We start from the raw sequence: 17,595 nt of genomic DNA, 5'->3' as shown, positions 1-17,595 counted from the left end.
GCTCCCTATAGACGATGGGGTTGATAGGCCGGAAGTGGAAGCGTAGTAATGCGTGGAGCTGACCGGTACTAATAGGCCGAGGACTTGACCATATTATGCTCGCGTTCACTATGTGATCTCAGAGACAGCAACCAGTTTCACACCCGTTGTGGTGTGGGTGGTTGTGTGTTTCATGGGGTTACGGCGGTTATAGCGGTGGGGAAACACCCGGTTACATTCCGAACCCGGAAGTTAAGCCTACCAGCGCCGATGGTACTGCACCGGGGACGGTGTGGGAGAGTAGGACGCCGCCGGACAATTTTTTGAGGGGGGTCATCCCGTTTGGGATGACCCCCTTTTTTTGTGCCCAAATACCGGCCGTCACGGTGTGTCCGGCCTGACCGCGGCCTTCAGCAGAGGTTCGACGCGGTAGGGGATCTGGGTCGACAGGGCGATCGTCGTGTCCGACCGCCGGACGGCCGGGGAGGCCAGGATCCGGGCGATGATCTCCTGTAGGTGCGGTGTGCTGTGGGCGACCACCCGGCACAGCAGATCGGCCTGCCCGCTCGTGCCGTACACCTCCAGGATCTCCGGGATCTCGGCCAGCGTGTGCACCGCCTCCGTCAGCCGGCCCTGCGCGATCTGCAGGGAGGCGAAGGCGAGGATGGGATAACCGATCTCCTCGGTCGCGATGGCGGGGCCGAAGTCCGTGATCACTCCACGCGCGGTCAGCTTCTCCACGCGCGCCTGCACGGTGCCCCGGGCCACCCCGAGCAGGCGGGCCAGTTCGGTGAGCCCGATGCGGGGATGAGCCCGCATGGTGGTCAGCAGCCGGCTGTCGAGCGCGTCGAGCATGCGCCGAGGGTACGCCCGGAGTGAGCGATTCGACCAGTGCGGCGGTGCGGGAACGATCATTTTTGGGCGATTCGCCCACTACAACTGGTCACTCTTGCCACTGCATGGGTGACTTGCTGTCATATAGAAGTATGTTCGAGGAAGCGCAGTATTTCGCTCCGGTGGCGACGAAGGATGACGGTTCCGTCGTCGTCGAGCTGGCCACCAGCCACCCGGGGTTCGCGGACCAGGTCTACCGGGAGCGGCGCAACGCGATCGCGGCGCTGGCGCTCGGCCACACTCCCGGCGACCCGATTCCCGTCGCCGAGTACACCGACGAGGAGCACCACGTATGGGCGCTCGTCACCAAGGAACTGGCGGTCAAGCACCACAAGTACGCGGTGCGCGAGTTCCTCCGCGCGGCGGAGCGGCTCGGGCTGCCCGAGCACCGCATCCCGCAGCTTCAGGAGGTCAGCGACCTCCTGCATCCGCTCACCGGATTCCGCTACCTGCCCGCCGCCGGGCTGGTGCCGCTCCGTGAGTTCTACGGAGTGCTGGCCGACGGCCTGTTCCACTCCACGCAGTACATCCGGCACCACTCGGTGCCCTTCTACACGCCGGAACCGGACGTCATCCACGAGGTGATCGGCCACGGCAACACCCTCGCCTCGCCCCGGTTCGCGGAGCTGTACCGGGCCGCCGGGCGGGCGGCGCGGCGGATGGAGACCACCGAGGCGCTGGAGTTCGTCTCCAAGGTGTTCTGGTTCACGCTGGAGTTCGGCGTCATGCGGGAGGACGGCGAGCTCAGGGCGTACGGCGCGGGGCTGCTGAGCTCGTACGGCGAGATCGAGGAGTTTCGCGGGATGGACATCCGGCCGCTCGACCTCGCCGCGATGGGCACCACAAAGTACGACATCACCAAGTATCAGGAGGTGCTCTTCGAGGCGGCCTCATTCGACCACCTCGAAGACACCGTCGGGGCGTTCTGGGACACCTGCGACGACGACGCCGTCACCCGCCTCCTGTCCGGGCACCGGCCGTAAGGGCTCGTCCCACGCTCAGGGCGCGCCGACGATCAGCAGGGCGTCGCCGACTCCCCGCTCCACGCCGTCGGACGGGTGGTTGACGACCTTCTTGCCTATGACCATGGCGCTCGACCCGCCGCCGTCCAGGTTGATCGCGTCGCGCGCCCCGAGCCAGCGCATGAGCTCGGCCGCCTCGAAGAACGACGCGCCGATCGTGCCGCCGGGATCGCGGCCGTCCACGACCGCGATGACGAGCTTGCCGTTGCGGGTCACGCCGGCGAGCGTCCGGGGGTGACGGCGCAGGATCATGTTGGTGTTGGCCATGCCGTCCCGGCCGGGGGTGATCGTCGTCCTGCCCCCGCGGACCAGGCCCACCGCGCCGCCGATGATGTTCGTCTCCGGCGTCAGCGGGACGGCCTTCTTCGTCCGCAGGTCGGTGACCCGGGTCGAGACCTTGATCGTCGTCTCCTCGGTCACGTGCTCCGAGAGCCAGTCGGCGCCCGCTCCGACGCCGTGCAGGACCCGCATGCCACGGGTGACCTTGCCGCCGGCGTCGCGGATGGCCAGCACCTTGCCCGTCGCGTCGAGGACCGCCTCGATCCCGTCGTCCTTCGGGGTCTCCCGCCCGAGTTCCTCGGTGTAGAGGACGACCTCGTCCGGCTGCGGAACCCGGTTGAGGCCGGTCACCTGGACGGTCGCCCCGTCGGCCGCGCGGGCGACCACGGAGGAGGACAACTCGGTGACCCGGGCCGTACGGCCCTTCAGGACCAGGCCGACGCGGCCGGGGACCGCCTCGCTGAGCAGTTTGCCGCCCACGACCGAGATGCCGGTGGGGTCGCCCCGGAAGGCGGGGAGCGTGTGGATGTCGAAGAATCCGCCGTTCACCGCCGCCACAGCCTTGGCGGCAGTGGCCATCGCCGAGACCTTCTCCCGTTTCGCGACGCTCGTGCCCACCGAGGACCGGTAGGAGCCGCGGAAGGTGCGGGGATCGACCATGATGACCCGCACGCTCCAGGGGCCGGTCGTGACGAAGCCGTCGTCGCCCTGGAAGTCCACCTTCGTGTTCACGCCGGCGTCCTTGAGCTGCTTGACGACCTTGGCGGCCTCGGCCTTCTGGCTGAGCGGCCAGCCGCCGACGCGGACCATGTAGTAGTCGCCGGCGGGGAAGTCGGCCACCGCGGGCCGGGTGAACTTCACCACGGTGGGGGTGAAGCCGGCCGCCTGCACGGCCTCGGCCTGGGCCTGCGCGTTGGACTCGGACATGAAGTCCTTGCCCGCCACGACGACGCTGACCGTGTACCCGTCCTTCGTGCTGCCGTGCCGGAGCGTGAAGTAGCTGATGCCGGGCCCGAGGCTCTTCGCCGCCGACTTCGGTATCCCGGGCGCGCCGAGGGGGAAGCTCGTCGTCGGCAGACCGGCGACGGGTTCGGCGGCTGCCGGGGCCGGAGGGATGGTCGTCGTCAGGGCCAGTACTGCGGCCCCGGCGATCAGGCGGCGTCTCATGCGGTTTACTCCCCATTGGTGATCCTTACGGGACCATCGTGGCGAGGCTGACGCCCGATGTGGAGGCGAACGCGCCAAAGGGCATCAAATTGCGACGTGAAGCCGCCGGAACTCTCCGAAAGAATCGGGCTAAAGGAACATTAGGCCCGAAATGCCACGAAGGTGTCCGCCTGCGTCACGCGGGACCTCGGGAGGCGCGGGTGTCCATCTCCCGGGCCCGCTGGACGAACTCCTGCGCGGAGCGGGCCTCGATGTGGACGAGCAGCCCGTCGGGCCGCCGGAACATGCCCCAGTAGTGCGTGGTGGCCTGGCCCCACCAGATGGTCCAGCCGGGGAAACGCGCGGACAGGGCCCGTACCACCACGGCCGGGCTGATTCGGGGTTCGTTCATCGTGGGCACGCTTCGAGATAAGCACGATTCGCTGCGTGATCGCGAGTGCGCGAACAGTAGCGGATGCGAAGTCTTACACGCGGGACGACATACCTACGCTTCGGTTGTGGCATCTCCACGGGCAGTTGTCCACCGCGGGCCGGTGCGGCCGGATCGCGCTCAGCCGCCTTCGCGGCGGAAGGTCTCCAGGGCCAGCAGCGCGACGTGCAGCGACAGGCACGACTCGACGTCGTCGAGGTCGGTGTCGAGGACGCGCTCCAGCCGCCGCAGCCGGTCGTAGAAGGCGGGGCGGGACAGGTGGGCCCGCTGCGCGGCCACCGCCTTGTTGCGGCCCGAGTCGAGGTAGACGCGCAGGATCCTGGTCAGGTCGCCGTGCCGCTGCGCGTCGTGGGCGAGCAGGGCGCCGAGTTCGCGTTCGGCGAAGGTCTGGAGCCGCGCGTCGTCCCGCAGCAGGTGCAGCAGCCCGCGCAGCCGCAGATCGGGCAGGCGGTAGAACGGCCGCCCGTCGGGCTGGCGCACCGCGACCTCGGCGACCTGCTCGGCCTCCAGGAAGCTGCGCCGTACGTCCTTGATCGATTCCACGACGGAGCCGGCCGCGAGCACGAACGGGGTGACGAACCCGGCCCGCAGGCGCTCGGCCAGCGCGCCGAGCGCCGTCTCGGCGGCCGTACGGGGCGGCAGCGGCAGCAGCACCCCCACGCTGCTCTGGTCGAGCGCCCCCACCAGGGCGGGCAGCCTGGCCTCGCGGCAGGCGGCGGCGCCGGCCTCGGCCAGCTCGCCGAGCCTCGCCTGCTCACCCAGCGCGGTGCCGGCCGGGACCGTGCCGACAGGCACCGCGCTGACCGGGGCCGGGCCGGCCGGGGAGGCCAGGCGGATGACGGCGCTCACCAGCCGGCGGCCGGTGAGCGGGACGCCGACGGCGCGGGCCCGCGCGGCGGCCTCGTCGGGGTCGGCGTAGGCGTGGGTGAGGATGCCGGTGAGTATCGTGCCGTGCGCCTGCCGCTCCAGGGACTCCTGGTGCCGCTCCAGCAGGCGGCTGAGCGCGAGGGTGGTCGCGGCACGTTCGGCCAGCACGATGTCGCGGGGGCCGGGCGGGCCGTCGCACAGCAGGATGAGCCGTCCCCAGTCCTGGCCCCGGGCCCCGACCATCGTCACCAGCCATCCGGCGGCGGCGTCGTAGGCGGTCCGCTCGGACGGCATGACCGCGCGCGACCTGGCCTCCCAGTTGGCCAGCACGGTGCCGGTGTCGCCTCCGGCGGCGTCGCAGGCCAGCACCTGGTGGGCGAGGTTCTCCAGTAACGCCGGGCGGCCGGAGAACCGGACGACCTGGTTCAGCACCTTCCCCGGGGAGGCGCCCTCGACCGACAGCTCGGTGAAGACCTCGTGCAGCTGCTCCGAGGCCCGTAGCTCCTGGAGCTGGTCGTCGATGATCCGCGCGTGGACCGACTCGGTGATCTGTACGAAGGGCGTCTCGCGGGCCAGCGTGACGAGCGGCAGCCCGTGCTCCTCCGCGGCCCTGACCACCGCCCCCGGCAGTTCGCGGACGAACCGGCGGCCGAGTTCCACGATCAGGCCGGAGGCGCCCACCTCGGCCAGTTCGCCGACGTAGTCGGCCAGACTGCCGGGTTCTTCCGGCAGCGCCACCCCGGTCGTGAGGACGAGTTCGCCGCCGCGCAGCAGATGCGCGATGTCGTGGACCTCGCCGACGTGCACCCAGCGGACCCGGGTGTCGAGCCGGTCGCCGCCCGCCACCACCCGGGGTTTGCCGCGCCGCACCGTGTCCAGGGCGAGCACGTCGGCGACCGTGGGGAGCATGGTCCGAGGCTACCTGATCATTATGTAAGGATGACCCGCCCGAACGTGACAGTATGCGGGCCCGGTGTCAGGAGCCGCCCGTCCTGTGCCTGTCCAGCCCGTCGAGCAGAGCGGTCAGCCCGAACTCGAAGGCGAGCCGGCGGGCGACGAGGGGGTCGTAGTCGATGTCGCTGTAGGCGCTGAAGCGCTCCAGCAGGTTGGGCCGGTCGGCCACGGCCTTCATCAGGACCGGCTCGACCGCGGCCTGCAGGTTCGCGACGCTCTGACCGGAGTTCTCCAGCGTGCCGAGGAAGGCGACCTCGGGAATCGTGGCGCCGAGCGTGTACGACACGACGGCCGTGCAGGCGTAGTCCACGTCGACGCCCTGGAAGCCCGCGCGGACGAACGCGCCCATCAGCCGGTCGGCGGCGGTGAGCGCGTTCGGCCCGAGCGCGGGGACCACCCCGATCAGGCCGGCGCTCCAGGGGTGGGCGAAGACCGCCCCCCGCATGCCGTACGCGAAGACTCTCGTGGTCTCCCGCCAGTCCGCGTCCTCCGGCAGCACCACGGCGGCGTAGACCTCGTCCATGACCAGCTCGATCAGTTCGTCCTTGTTCGCCACGTGCCAGTAGAGGCTGGTCGCCCCCGCGCCCAGGCGGGCCCCCAGTTTGCGCATGCTGAGCGCGTCGAGGCCCTCGGCGTCGAGCAGTTCCACGGCCGCGCGGACGATCTGGTCGCGGCTGAGGCCCTGCTCGCGCGTTCCCCTGCGCTCGCGGGTCCAGACGGAGGAGAACGGCTTCGGTGGCACGGCCCCACGATATTCGCTCGCACAGTGTTCGACGCCGTCGTACAGTGTGCGAAACAACTCGCACACTGTACGAGGAGACATGCATGTCCCATCCCCGCCGATGGTGGATCCTCGGGGTCCTGTGCCTGAGCCTGCTGACTCTGGTCGTGGACAACACCGTGCTCAACCTCGCGATCCCGTCGCTCATGCGCGATCTCGGCGCATCCCCGCAGGACGTGCAGTGGATCATCGACGCGTACGTCCTGGTCTTCGCCGGGCTGCTGCTCACCGCGGGCAGCCTGTCCGACCGGTACGGCAGGCGGCGGATGCTCGTGATCGGCCTGGCGTTCTTCGGCGGAGCCTCGCTGGCCGCCACCCTGGCCACCGAGCCCTGGCAGCTCGTCGGGGCCCGCGCCCTCATGGGCGTCGGCGGCTCCTGCGTCATGCCGTCCACCCTGTCGATCCTGATCACCGTCTTCGACGAGAGCGAGCGGCGCAAGGCCATCGCGGTGTGGAGTTCGGTCGCCATGGTGGGCGTCGTCGCCGGTCCCACGCTCGGCGGGTTCCTGCTCCGGCACTACTACTGGGGATCGGTCTTCCTGCTCAACGTGCCGATCGCGATCCTGGCGATCGTCGCCGCCGTCACGCTCATGCCCGAGACGTACGGCGTCGCGCGGCGGGCGGACCCGCTCGGCGTGATCCTGTCCGTCGCGGGGATGGGCGGCCTGGTCTGGGCCGTCATCTCGGCGCCGGGAGGCCGACTCAACCCGGTGGTCGTCGTGGTCTCGGCGCTCGCCCTGGCGGCGTTCGTGCTGTGGGAGCGCCGCAACCCGCACCCGATGCTGCCGCTCGGCCTGTTCCGCGACCGCTCGTTCAGCGGCGCGTGCTTCTCCGTCGTGCTGCTGTCGTTCGGGGCGGGGGCGCTGATGCTGGCCCTCACGCAGTATCTGCAGTTCGTCCTCGGCTACGACCCGCTGACCGCCGGGTTCGCGCTGCTGCCGTACGTCGTGGCCGCGGCGCTCTTCAACGGCCTGGGCGCGGCGCTCGGCAAGAAGGTGAGCAACCGGACGCTGATCGTCGCGGGCCTTGTCGTGATGGCCGCCGGGTTCGCGCTGCTGTCCACGCTCACCGACGGGTACGGCACGATGATCGCCGGTCTGCTGGTCATGGGGGTCGGCGGAGGACTGGCCGGCCCGGCGGCGTACGCCACGCTGATGGGCGCGGTGCCCCCCGACCACGCCGGGGTGGGCTCGGCGCTCAACGACACGGTGCAGCAGGTCGGCATGGCGCTGAGTGTGGCGGTGCTCGGCAGCGTGCTCGCCGCGGCCTACACCTCGGCCATGCCGGCATCGGCTCCGGCGGCGGCGCGCGAGTCGATCGGCGCCGCGGTGACCCTGGGCGATCCGTCGGTGGCCGCCGCCGGACGTGCGGCGTTCGTGTCGGCGATGTCCGCGGGATCGTGGGTCGGGGCGGGCTGCTCGCTCGCGGCGGCCCTGGTCGCGCTGCTGGTCCTGCGCCGGAAGGCCGCCGCTCCCGCCGCCGGCGTGGAATCGGCGACGGCAGGCACTGTGTAAGCGGATTTCGGATTGTCCCGACAGGCTGACGGGTGAGCCTCCGTCCGTCAGCCGGGATACTCAGTACATGTCGGATCTTCTCGCGCGCCATCGCGCGGTCATGCCCAGCTGGATGGCCCTCTACTACAACGAGCCCATCGAGATCGTCGGCGGCAAGGGGAACCGGGTCGTCGACGCGGACGGGAAGAGCTACCTCGACTTCTTCGCCGGGATCCTGACCAACATGATCGGGTACGACGTGCCCGAGGTGCGGGAGGCCGTCGAGCGTCAGCTCGCCACCGGCGTCGTCCACACCTCGACGCTGTACCTCCTCCGGACCCAGGTCGAGCTGGCCGAGAAGATCGCCCGCCTGTCGGGCATCCCGGACGCGAAGGTCTTCTTCACCAACTCCGGCACCGAGGCCAACGAGACGGCCCTGCTGCTGGCCACCTACGCCCGCGGCTCCGACCAGGTGCTCGCGATGCGGCAGAGCTACCACGGCCGGTCGTTCGGCGCGATCAGCGTCACCTCCAACCGCGCCTGGAAGAACAACTCGCTGTCGCCGCTCAACGTGCACTTCCTGCACGGCGCCGACCGCCACCTCACGCAGTTCCGCGGCATGTCGGACGCCGACTACATCGCCGCCTGCGTGGACGACCTGCGCCACGTGCTCGCCACCGCCGTCGCCGGGAACGTCGCCGCGCTGATCGCCGAGCCCGTCCAGGGCGTGGGCGGCTTCACCTCGGCTCCCGACGGGCTGTTCGCCGCGTACAAGGAGGTCCTCGACGAGGAGGGCATCCTGTTCGTCAGCGACGAGGTGCAGACCGGCTGGGGCCGTACGGGCTCGGCGTTCTTCGGCATCCAGAACCACGGCGTGACGCCGGACATGATGACCTTCGCCAAGGGGCTCGGCAACGGCTTCGCGGTCGGCGGCGTCGTCGCGCGCGGCGACCTCATGGACGGCCTGCCCGCCATCGGGGTGTCGACCTTCGGCGGCAACCCGATCTCGATGGCGGCGGCCAACGCGACGCTCGACTACGTGCTCGACCACGATCTGCAGGCCAACGCGGCGCGCACCGGCGACATCCTGATCTCCGGGCTGCGCGAGGCGGCCGGGCGGCTGGCCGTCGTGGGCGACATCCGGGGCCGCGGCCTGATGTTCGCCGTCGACCTGGTCGACCCCGCCACCGGAGCTCCGGCCCCCGCGCTGGCCGCCCGCTTCATGGAGGAGACCAAGAAGCTCGGCCTGCTCGCCGGCAAGGGCGGCCTGTACGGGAGCACGCTGCGCATGGCCCCGCCGCTCACCCTCACCGAGGACGAGGCCCGCGAGGGCCTGGGCATCCTCGTCACCGCTCTGGAGACCGTCGACGATGAAGCACGTTAACCACTGGATCGGGGGTGTCCTCACCGGCGAGGGCGCCCGTACGGCCCAGCTGTTCGACCCGGCGACGGGTGAGGTGAGCGGCCGGGTGTCGCTCGCCTCGGCCGAGGAGGTCGACGCGGCCGTGGACGCGGCCGCGCGGGCCTTCCCGGCCTGGCGGGACGCCTCGCTGGTCAAGCGCACGCAGGTGCTGTTCCGGTTCCGCGAGCTGATGGACGCGCACCGCGACGAACTGGCCGCGCTGATCACCGCCGAGCACGGCAAGGTCCACTCCGACGCGCTGGGCGAGGTGGCCCGCGGCCTGGAGGTCGTGGAGTTCGCCTGCGGCATTCCCCACCTCCTCAAGGGCGGCTACTCGGAGAACGTCTCGACCCGCGTCGACTCCTACTCGATCCGCCAGCCGCTCGGGGTGGTCGCGGGCATCACTCCGTTCAACTTCCCCGCGATGGTGCCGATGTGGATGTTCCCGGTGGCCATCGCCTGCGGGAACACGTTCGTGCTCAAGCCCTCGGAGCGCGACCCCTCGGCGTCGCTGCTCATCGCCGACCTCTGGCGGCGGGCGGGGCTGCCGGACGGCGTGTTCAACGTCGTCCAGGGCGACAAGGTCGCGGTCGACCGGCTGCTGGAGCACCCGGCCGTACGGGCGGTGTCGTTCGTCGGCTCCACACCGATCGCCAGGTACGTGTACGAGACCGGGACGGCCCACGGCAAGCGGGTGCAGGCCCTCGGCGGCGCCAAGAACCACATGCTCGTGCTGCCCGACGCCGATCTCGACCTGGTCGCCGACTCGGCCGTCTCGGCGGGCTTCGGCTCGGCGGGGGAGCGGTGCATGGCGATCTCCGTGGTGCTCGCCGTCGACCCGGTCGGCGACGCCCTGGTCGAGAAGATCGTGTCGCGGGTGCGTGACCTGACCGTCGGCCCCGGCACCGACCCCGAGTCGCAGATGGGCCCGCTGGTCACCGCGGCGCACCGCGACAAGGTGGAGTCGTACCTCGACCTCGGCGTCGAGGAGGGGGCCAAGCTCGTGGTCGACGGCCGGGAGACCCCGGTGCGCGGGGACCGGGGGAACGGCTTCTGGCTCGGCCCCACCGTGCTCGACCACGTGCCGCCGAACTCCCGCGTGCACCGCGAGGAGATCTTCGGTCCGGTGCTGTCGATCGTGCGGGTCCGCTCGTACGAGGAGGGCCTGGAGCTGATCAACACCGGCGAGTACGGCAACGGCACGGCGATCTTCACCAACGACGGCGGCGCGGCCCGGCGCTTCCAGAACGAGGTGGAGGTCGGCATGGTCGGCATCAACGTGCCGATCCCGGTGCCGATGGCGTTCTACAGCTTCGGCGGCTGGAAGGCCTCGCTGTTCGGCGACACGCACGTGCACGGCACCGAGGGGGTCCACTTCTACACCCGGGGAAAGGTCGTCACCTCCCGGTGGCTCGACCCCTCCCACGGCGGGGTGAACCTCGGATTCCCCACCAACGCCTGAGATCGCCCGGCGTGGGCGGGCACCGGCGTCGGGCGCGGCCTCCCGCGGGGCCGGGCCGGTAGGCTGCGGACGTCCGTCTCTTCCCTGGGGGTCGTGCGTGCGCCGTACACACGTGGCCGTGGCGGTGGTGTCCGCCGGGCTGCTCACCGCCTGCGGCAGCCGTTCCGCGCCGGGGACGGAGACGGTCACGCCGGGGGCCTCCGCGGCGGCCGCGTCGGCGACGGCCTCCAGCGGCCCCGGCCCGTCCGCACCGGCCGCCACGCCCACACCCGCGGCCTCGCTCGGGCCGGGCGAGGGAACGGTCAGCGTGGTCGCGCTCGACGGGTACGCCGAGTGGGGCGGCGTCGATCCCAAGGTGAAGTGGATCGGCACGTTCGAGAAGGAGACGGGCTGCAAGGTCAGCCTCCGGATCTACGACCCCCGCCAGGAGGAGAAGCCGGGCGACTTCGCGCCGGCGTCCTTCGACGTGGTCTCCGCGACGCCGGAGGTGGGCGGCAGGCTGATGGCGGAGGGTAAGGCCGCCCCGCTCAACACCGCCCTGCTCGCGGGCTACGACAAGATCCCCAAGCGGCTGCGCACGCTGCCGTCGGTGACCCGTGGCGAGCAGGTGTACGGCGTGCCGTACGTATGGGCGACCAACGAGGTCCTCTACGACTCCGGCAAGGTCCGCTCGGCCGGACCGGAGTCGTTGTTCGAGGACAAGGGGCCGGTGATGTTCCGCGACCGCCCGCTGTCGCTGGCGGACGCCGCGCTGGTGCTCAAGGAGCGCGGCGCCGACATCGAGGACCCGTTCGACCTCACCGACGAGCAGCTCGACGCCGCCGCCGAGCTGTTCCGCTCGGGCGACGAGGGCGGCCGTCTCTTCTGGCGCGACCCCATCGAGGTCGTCCAGGCCTTCGCGACCGGGTCCGTACGGCTCGCGCAGGCCACGCCGTACCACGCGGACGTGCTCAGTCACGGGCGCAAGCCCGTCAAGGTGGCGGGGGACCGGCCGGTGACCGGCTGGGCCGACGCCTGGATGCTGTCGGCGGACGCCCCCCACCCGTCGTGCGCGTACAAGTGGCTCGACTTCACCGCCTCGGCCGACGTGCAGCGGAAGGTGTCGGCCTGGATGGGCCTCGCCCCGGCCAACCCCGAGGCGTGCACCGGCGCGGCCCGCCGGATCTGCGCAGACTACGAGGCCGGAGAGTCCCGGGCGTTCAAGGACGTCTACTTCGCCGTGCGCCCGGAGGCGTACGACAAGTGGGTGGAGCGCTGGTCACGCATCGCGCCGTGACCCCTCGCGTACGTGGAGGGCTTTGAGGCCCCGATTTTGTCGGTGGCGGCGGAAAGAATCGGCGTGTGGATGTCGGGGGCGCGAGCTCCGCTCCGGCTCCTCAGTGAGTGCCGCCCATGGCGGTCCCACCGAGACGAAGAAGGACACGACGATGACGCTCGCATATGCTCCCTCCCTCACCGGCGAGATCGTGCTGCCCGGTGACGACGCGTACGAGACCCTGCGCCGGACCTCCGGCGGCACCGGCAGCCCCGCGTACATCGTGCGCTGCCGCGACGCGGAGGAGGTCGCGCAGGCCGTGCGGTTCGCGACGGAGGAGGGCCTGACGCTGTCGGTGCGCAGCGGCGGGCACCACGGCGCGGGGTTCGGCACCAACGACGGCGGGCTGGTCATCGACCTTGGGCTCATCGACGGTGTTGAGGTGTTCGGCGGCCTGGACGACATCGTGCGGATCGGCGCCGGTGCGCGCTGGGGCGAGGTGGCCCGCGCGCTCGCGCCGTACGGCCTGGCCGTCTCCTCGGGAGACACCGCGGCGGTGGGGGTCGGCGGGCTGATGCTCGGCGGCGGCATCGGCTGGATGGTGCGCAAGCACGGCCTGGCCCTGGACCATCTCGTCGCCGCGGAAGTGGTGACCGCCGACGGCCGGATCGTCCGGGCGAGCGCGACGGAGCACCCCGACCTGTTCTGGGCGATCCGCGGCGGCGGCGGCAACTTCGGCGTGGTGACCACGTTCGAGGTCGCCGCCGCGCGGGAGCGGGAGGTGACCTTCGCCCGGATCGTCTATCCGGCGAGCCAGGCGGCCAGGGTGCTCAAGGGCTGGCGCGACGTCATGCGGTCGGCGGGCGACGAGCTCACGTCCACCGCGCACCTGTCTCCCGCGTCCGGCGACGACGCCCCGCCCACGGTCGTGATCACCGCCTGCCAGGCCGGCGGCGACCACGACGCCGTGGAGCCTCTCACCCGGCTCGGCGACGCCCTCAGCGTGGACGTCGCGGTCCAGCCGTACGCGGACCTGCTGGTGGAGACCCCGCCGGGACCGCGGCCGGCCTGGCACGCGCGGTTGCGCAACCGGTTCGCCCGGTCCTGCGCCGACGAGCTGATCGACACGCTCGTGTCGCACGTGGGCGGCATCCCGATGACGGTGGTGGAGTTGCGGGCCCTCGGCGGGGCGATGGGCCGCGTGCCGGCCGGGGCCACCGCCTTCGCCCACCGGGACGCCGAGGTCCTGCTGACCACGGTCGTGCTGGGCGGCCAGGCGGAGCACGCGCCGGTCCGGGAGAACCTCGAAGCCCTGTGGCGCGGGCTGGCTCCCCACACCGGCGGGGCGTACGGCAACTTCCTGAGCGAGCCGTCGAAGGACGACGTGGCCGCCGTCTACCCGGCCCGCACCCGCGAGCGGCTCGCGGCCGTCAAGCGCCTCTACGACCCCGCGAACCTGTTCGACCAGAACATCAGCGTCGATCCGGAAGGGAGCCGCTGACACGCGCGATGGTCAGGACATGGCCGCCCGGGAGCGGCGGGGCAGCGGCACCTTGCCCTCGGGCGCGGGCAGCAGGGCCTCGGCGCAGTCGTCGCAGGCGTGTACGGGGGCGTTGTCGGGCAGCATCCCGACCTTGACCCGGGGGCGGGGCCACTTCTTGTGGCAGACGACACAGGCGTCGCCGTCGCGCTGCGTGGTGGTCAGACCGGCAGGGTCGAACGTCAGCATGAGCCGCTCGGCGCCGTTCGGGTTCCAGCTCATCAAAGTCCCCCCTCGATCGCCTATCGGAACCGTTATAACGCGGTTACCCTTCGTGATCGGCGCGAGTCGGGCCAAGTGATGGTTAAATCCAGGCATAACGCAAGCCGTACGACAACAAAAGGGACACCCTGGATGATAACGGGTGCCCCTTTTGATCCGTTTGAAACGGCTAATCGATGTTGAGTGCCTTCTCCAGGATGGAGAGGCCCTCCTCCAGCAGGTGGTCGGGGATGACCAGCGGCGGCAGGAAGCGCAGCACGTTGCCGTAGGTCCCGGCGGTGAGCGCGAGAAGTCCCTGCTCATGACACTTGCGCGCGATCTCGCCGGCCGGGTAGGGCTCCTTGGTCCCGGGGACCACGAGTTCGATCGCGATCATCGCGCCGCGCCCGCGCACGTCGCCGATGACGGGGTTGCGCTCCTGGATGGCCCGGAGACGGGGAAGCATGACCTCGCCGATATGCCGGGCCCGCTCGACGAGCTTCTCCTCCTCGATGGTCTCCAGCACGCCCAGGGCCGCCTCACAGGCGAGGGGGTTGCCGCCGTACGTGCCGCCGAGCCCGCCGGTGTGGACGTGGTCGAGCAGGTCGGCCCTGCCGGTCACGGCCGCCAGCGGGAGGCCGCCGGCGATGCCCTTGGCGGTGCAGATGATGTCCGGGACGATGCCCTCGTCCTCGCAGGCGAACAGGTGGCCGGTCCGGGCGAAGCCCGTCTGGACCTCGTCGGCGATGAAGACGATGCCGTTGGCCCGGCAGTACTCCACGATCTTCGGCAGGAACCCGCGGGCCGGCTCGATGAACCCGCCCTCGCCCGCGATCGGCTCGATGAGCACCGCCGCGACGTTCTCCGCGCCGACCTGCTTGTTGATCATGTCGATCGCCTGCGCCGCGGCCTCCTCGGCGCAGTTCTCCGGGCCGGTGGGCCAGCGGAACGGGTAGGCGAGCGGCACCCGGTACACCTCAGGCGCGAACGGGCCGAATCCGTGCTTGTACGGCATGCTCTTGGCCGTCAGCGACATCGTGAGCAGCGTGCGGCCATGGTAGCCGTGGTCGAACACGACGACCGCCTGCCTGCCGGTGGCGTGCCGGGCGACCTTGACCGCGTTCTCGACGGCCTCCGCGCCGCTGTTCACCAGGAACGTGCGCTTGTCGTGGTCACCGGGGGTCAGGTCGTTGAGCTTCTCGCAGACCGCCACGTACGACTCGTACGGCGCGACCATGAAGCAGGTGTGGGTGAAGTCGGCGACCTGCTTCCGCACCCGCTCGACCACGCGCGGCGCGGCGTTGCCGACGTTGGTCACGGCGATGCCCGAGCCGAAGTCGATCAGGGAGTTGCCGTCCGCGTCGACGATCACACCGCCGCCCGCGTGGGTCACGAAGACGGGCAGGGTGGTGCCGATGCCCGGAGGCACGGCCGACTGCTTGCGCGCGAACAGTTCGCGGGACCGCGGGCCGGGGATCTCGGTGACGAGGCGGCGCTCCTGGGGGAGCTGCGGGCCGCCGTGCGTGGTCGCAGTGCTCATATCTGAGACGCTACGGCTACCGCCACCACCCGCCGATATGCCGCTATGTCAGAATGTAGGCGCGCTTTTAGCCGGTGCGCACAAGCCGCCGGGGGAGAGGGGGCCGTGGCACCCACACTGCGCCGGGTCACGGCGATAGTACCGCTCCACCTGGAGGTTCTCGCCGGGAGGAACGGGCTCGACCGTCCCGTGCGATGGGTCGCCGTGAGCGAACTGGAGGACCCCACCCCGTTCCTCGAAGGCGGGGAACTCGTGCTCACCACCGGCATGCGCCTGTCCGGCGCCGACGCGGGCCCGTACGTCTCCCGGCTCGTGGCCCGGGGCGTCACGGGGCTGGGGTTCGGCGTGGGGCTGAGCCACGACGTCGTCCCGCCGGGGTTCGCCGAGGCGGCGGAGTCGGCCGGGCTGCCGCTGGTCGAGGTGCCGAGGGACACCCCCTTCATCGCGATCGGCAAGGCCGTCAGCGACCTGCTGGCGGGGGAGCAGTACGAGGAGATCAGCCGCGCCTTCGCCGCGCAGGGCCGGCTGACCCGGGCCGCCCTGCGGCGCCGGGGGCCGGTGGCGGTGGTGGACCGGCTGGCCAGGGAGATCGGCGGCTGGGCGCTGCTGCTCGACCCCTCCGGCGCGGTACGGCACGCCGCCGACGCGACCGGCCGCGCAGGACCTGGCGGACAGGGACCCGGCGGACAGGGACCGGGTGGCCGGGGGCCCGGTGGACACGGACCGGGTCAGGACGGCCCGGTGGAGGACTGGGCGCGGGAGACGGCCCGGTCGCTGGAGCCCGAGATCGCCCGGCTGCGGAGCGCGCCGTCCCCGGCGAGCCTCGCGCTGGCCACCCCGGACGAGCACGTCGTCGTCCAGCCGCTGGGCCGCCGGGGATTCTTCGCGGTGGGCTCCCCGCGGCCGTTCTCGCCCATCGCGCACACGGTCGTCAACGCGGCCGGGTCCCTGCTGACGCTCGCCCTGGAACAGGGCAGGGAGCAGCGGGCCGCCGCGGCGCAGGTGCGCGCCGCGGTGCTGCGGCTGCTGCTGGCCGGTGAGGCCGGCGCCGCGGCGCGGACGCTGGCGGCCCTGGGCATGCGGCTGCCCGCCGAGCCGGTCACGGTCCTGGTCTGCCAGACCTCGGACCCGGACGCGCTGACCGAGGCGCTGAGCGGCGCGGCGCCCGCCTGTTTCACCGCTCCCTGGGAGGGCCTGCTCGTCGTCCCGGCTCCGGACTCGTACGCGGAGGAGGTCATCGCGCTGGCCGCACGCTACGGCCGGGTCGGCGCCGCCGCGCCCGGCGTGGACCTGTCGCCCGGACAAGGCGTGCGGATCGGCCCGGGCGGCGCGGAGGCGGAGGCCGTGGGCGGCGCCGCACCCGCGGCCGGAGGCGGGCCCCGGCTGGATCTCGCCGTCGGGCTGGACCAGGCCCGCCGGGCGCTCGCCTCGGCCTCGCCGGTGGCACGGTTCACCGAACTCGCCGGTCAGGGGCTGCTGTCGCTGCTGGATCCGGACGCCGCGGCGTCGTTCGCCGCCGCGATCCTCGCGCCGCTGCGCGAGTACGGCTCCCGCGCCGACCTCGTCGAGTCGCTGCGTGCCTATCTGGCGAGCAACGGGCACTGGGACGCCGCCGCGCAGCGTCTCGGCGTGCACCGGCACACGCTGCGATACCGCATGAAGCGGGTGAGCGAGTTGCTCGGGCGCGACCTCGACGACCCCGCCGTGCGCGCCGAACTCTGGATCGCGCTGAGCCTGTGACGGCGCGTGTCCGACCGTGGCGGGTCAGGCCTGGGGGCGGGCGATGAACGCGCGGATGGCCGCGGTCGTCACGATCTCGTAGGTCTTGCCGTCCGGGAGGTGTCCGGCACGTTCCAGACTGAGCGCGCCCTGCGCCGCCGCCCACAGGGTGTCGGCGACCTTCCGGGGCTGGGTCGGCACGAGGCGGCCGGCGGAGATGCAGTCGGCGATCACCCGGTCGACGATGTTGAGCGCGGCCCTCGCCAGGGTGCGGGCGCGCTCGCTCGGCACGAACCCGGGGATGGCCCGCTCGAACATCAGGCTGTAGTAGCCGGGCTCGGACAGCGCGGCCTCGCGGTAGGCGGGACCCAGCAGGCTGAGGTGCTCCATCGGGTCGGCGCGGTGCGGCACGGCCTCCAGCCTGCGGCGGAACCGTTCGAAGCCCTCCAGGTAGAGCGCCTCGGCCAGGCCTTCCTTGCTGCCGAACATCGTGTAGATCAGCTGGGTGGAGCAGCCGGCCTCGGACGCGATCCTGCGTACGGTGAGGCTCTCCGGGCCCGCGGAGGCGAGCAGGTCGTTGGCGACATCGAGAAGGCGGGTGCGCAACTCG

At 71.5% G+C, this 17,595-nt stretch carries 15 protein-coding genes and 2 rRNA genes; 9 read left to right on the top strand and 8 right to left on the bottom strand.

The features are described 5' to 3' along the window. Together HHX40_RS04180 and rrf are read left to right on the top strand one after the other, a co-directional pair. A 23S ribosomal RNA gene (locus HHX40_RS04180) occupies positions 1-92 on the top strand; the annotation flags it as partial. Between the two features lie 87 nt (positions 93-179). Next, positions 180-296, top strand: a 5S ribosomal RNA gene (rrf, locus tag HHX40_RS04175). Positions 297-360: 64 nt separating this feature from the next. On the opposite strand, the gene HHX40_RS04170 is transcribed toward rrf, so the two are convergent. Next, positions 361-834, bottom strand: coding sequence for an Lrp/AsnC family transcriptional regulator (locus HHX40_RS04170; protein ID WP_111699293.1), 474 nt, complete (start codon positions 832-834; stop codon positions 361-363). Positions 835-995: 161 nt separating this feature from the next. Here HHX40_RS04170 and HHX40_RS04165 point away from each other — a divergent pair, with 161 nt between their 5' ends. Next, the gene (locus HHX40_RS04165) at positions 996-1,856 is read left to right on the top strand and encodes a phenylalanine 4-monooxygenase (protein ID WP_310737940.1); all 861 of its coding nucleotides are present in this window, start codon (positions 996-998) and stop codon (positions 1,854-1,856) included. 15 nt (positions 1,857-1,871) lie between these two features. Here HHX40_RS04165 and HHX40_RS04160 read toward each other — a convergent pair whose 3' ends face one another. From HHX40_RS04160 to HHX40_RS04145, 4 genes are all read right to left on the bottom strand, one after another. Then, positions 1,872-3,341 carry a phosphodiester glycosidase family protein gene (locus tag HHX40_RS04160; protein WP_182879446.1) on the bottom strand — a complete coding sequence of 490 codons (1,470 nt, stop codon included), beginning with the start codon at positions 3,339-3,341 and terminating at the stop codon, positions 1,872-1,874. Between the two features lie 175 nt (positions 3,342-3,516). Continuing rightward, positions 3,517-3,732 carry a hypothetical protein gene (locus HHX40_RS04155; RefSeq protein ID WP_182874894.1) on the bottom strand — a complete coding sequence of 72 codons (216 nt, stop codon included), beginning with the start codon at positions 3,730-3,732 and terminating at the stop codon, positions 3,517-3,519. A 159-nt stretch (positions 3,733-3,891) separates the two neighbouring features. Further along, positions 3,892-5,547, bottom strand: coding sequence for a PucR family transcriptional regulator (locus tag HHX40_RS04150; RefSeq protein WP_182879445.1), 1,656 nt, complete (start codon positions 5,545-5,547; stop codon positions 3,892-3,894). A 67-nt stretch (positions 5,548-5,614) separates the two neighbouring features. Beyond that, a complete protein-coding gene (locus HHX40_RS04145) occupies positions 5,615-6,334 on the bottom strand; it encodes a TetR/AcrR family transcriptional regulator C-terminal domain-containing protein (RefSeq protein ID WP_310737939.1) in 720 nt (239 codons plus the stop codon). A gap of 83 nt (positions 6,335-6,417) precedes the next feature. On the opposite strand from HHX40_RS04145, the gene HHX40_RS04140 reads away from it, so the two are divergent. From HHX40_RS04140 to HHX40_RS04120, 5 genes are all read left to right on the top strand, one after another. Next, the gene (locus tag HHX40_RS04140; RefSeq protein ID WP_182879443.1) at positions 6,418-7,887 is read left to right on the top strand and encodes an MFS transporter; all 1,470 of its coding nucleotides are present in this window, start codon (positions 6,418-6,420) and stop codon (positions 7,885-7,887) included. Between the two features lie 67 nt (positions 7,888-7,954). Next, positions 7,955-9,250 (top strand): aspartate aminotransferase family protein, encoded by a 1,296-nt coding sequence (locus tag HHX40_RS04135; protein ID WP_182879442.1) that lies wholly within the window; start codon positions 7,955-7,957, stop codon positions 9,248-9,250. Then, positions 9,237-10,730, top strand: a complete 1,494-nt coding sequence (locus tag HHX40_RS04130) for a CoA-acylating methylmalonate-semialdehyde dehydrogenase (RefSeq protein ID WP_182879441.1) — start codon at positions 9,237-9,239, stop codon at positions 10,728-10,730. The genes HHX40_RS04135 and HHX40_RS04130 overlap by 14 nt, the downstream gene beginning before the upstream one ends. Before the next feature lie 97 nt (positions 10,731-10,827). After that, the gene (locus tag HHX40_RS04125; protein ID WP_182879440.1) at positions 10,828-12,006 is read left to right on the top strand and encodes an extracellular solute-binding protein; all 1,179 of its coding nucleotides are present in this window, start codon (positions 10,828-10,830) and stop codon (positions 12,004-12,006) included. Positions 12,007-12,157: 151 nt separating this feature from the next. Next, a complete protein-coding gene (locus tag HHX40_RS04120; protein ID WP_182879439.1) occupies positions 12,158-13,486 on the top strand; it encodes an FAD-binding oxidoreductase in 1,329 nt (442 codons plus the stop codon). A 12-nt stretch (positions 13,487-13,498) separates the two neighbouring features. On the opposite strand, the gene HHX40_RS04115 is transcribed toward HHX40_RS04120, so the two are convergent. Beyond that, positions 13,499-13,747: a hypothetical protein gene (locus HHX40_RS04115; RefSeq protein WP_111699306.1), complete on the bottom strand. Its 249-nt coding sequence runs from the start codon at positions 13,745-13,747 to the stop codon at positions 13,499-13,501. A 169-nt stretch (positions 13,748-13,916) separates the two neighbouring features. Next, complete coding sequence (gabT, locus tag HHX40_RS04110) at positions 13,917-15,266, bottom strand: 4-aminobutyrate--2-oxoglutarate transaminase (RefSeq protein ID WP_111699307.1); 1,350 nt, start codon at positions 15,264-15,266, stop codon at positions 13,917-13,919. A gap of 105 nt (positions 15,267-15,371) precedes the next feature. Here gabT and HHX40_RS04105 point away from each other — a divergent pair, with 105 nt between their 5' ends. Further along, on the top strand, positions 15,372-17,006 hold the full coding sequence (locus HHX40_RS04105; protein ID WP_310737938.1) for a PucR family transcriptional regulator: 1,635 nt from the start codon (positions 15,372-15,374) through the stop codon (positions 17,004-17,006). Positions 17,007-17,030: 24 nt separating this feature from the next. Here the strand turns inward: HHX40_RS04105 and HHX40_RS04100 are convergent, their stop codons facing one another. Then, a complete protein-coding gene (locus HHX40_RS04100) occupies positions 17,031-17,591 on the bottom strand; it encodes a TetR/AcrR family transcriptional regulator (RefSeq protein ID WP_259402408.1) in 561 nt (186 codons plus the stop codon). Between the last annotated feature and the right edge of the window lie 4 nt (positions 17,592-17,595).

It is taken from the genome of Microbispora sp. H10949, from assembly GCF_014161435.1.
Taxonomy (GTDB): Bacteria; Actinomycetota; Actinomycetes; order Streptosporangiales; family Streptosporangiaceae; genus Microbispora; species Microbispora triticiradicis.
This window is presented reverse-complemented; position numbering and strand designations above follow the sequence as displayed.

Bases quoted from the DNA above. Each gene is read 5' to 3' on its own strand.
- HHX40_RS04170 (WP_111699293.1), bottom strand. From the start codon at position 834: ATGCTCGACGCGCTCGACAGCCGGCTGCTGACCACCATGCGGGCTCAT.
- HHX40_RS04160 (WP_182879446.1), bottom strand. From the start codon at position 3,341: ATGAGACGCCGCCTGATCGCCGGGGCCGCAGTACTGGCCCTGACGACG.
- HHX40_RS04155 (WP_182874894.1), bottom strand. From the start codon at position 3,732: ATGAACGAACCCCGAATCAGCCCGGCCGTGGTGGTACGGGCCCTGTCC.
- HHX40_RS04150 (WP_182879445.1), bottom strand. From the start codon at position 5,547: ATGCTCCCCACGGTCGCCGACGTGCTCGCCCTGGACACGGTGCGGCGC.
- HHX40_RS04140 (WP_182879443.1), top strand. From the start codon at position 6,418: ATGTCCCATCCCCGCCGATGGTGGATCCTCGGGGTCCTGTGCCTGAGC.
- HHX40_RS04135 (WP_182879442.1), top strand. From the start codon at position 7,955: ATGTCGGATCTTCTCGCGCGCCATCGCGCGGTCATGCCCAGCTGGATG.
- HHX40_RS04130 (WP_182879441.1), top strand. From the start codon at position 9,237: ATGAAGCACGTTAACCACTGGATCGGGGGTGTCCTCACCGGCGAGGGC.
- HHX40_RS04120 (WP_182879439.1), top strand. From the start codon at position 12,158: ATGACGCTCGCATATGCTCCCTCCCTCACCGGCGAGATCGTGCTGCCC.
- HHX40_RS04115 (WP_111699306.1), bottom strand. From the start codon at position 13,747: ATGAGCTGGAACCCGAACGGCGCCGAGCGGCTCATGCTGACGTTCGAC.
- gabT (WP_111699307.1), bottom strand. From the start codon at position 15,266: ATGAGCACTGCGACCACGCACGGCGGCCCGCAGCTCCCCCAGGAGCGC.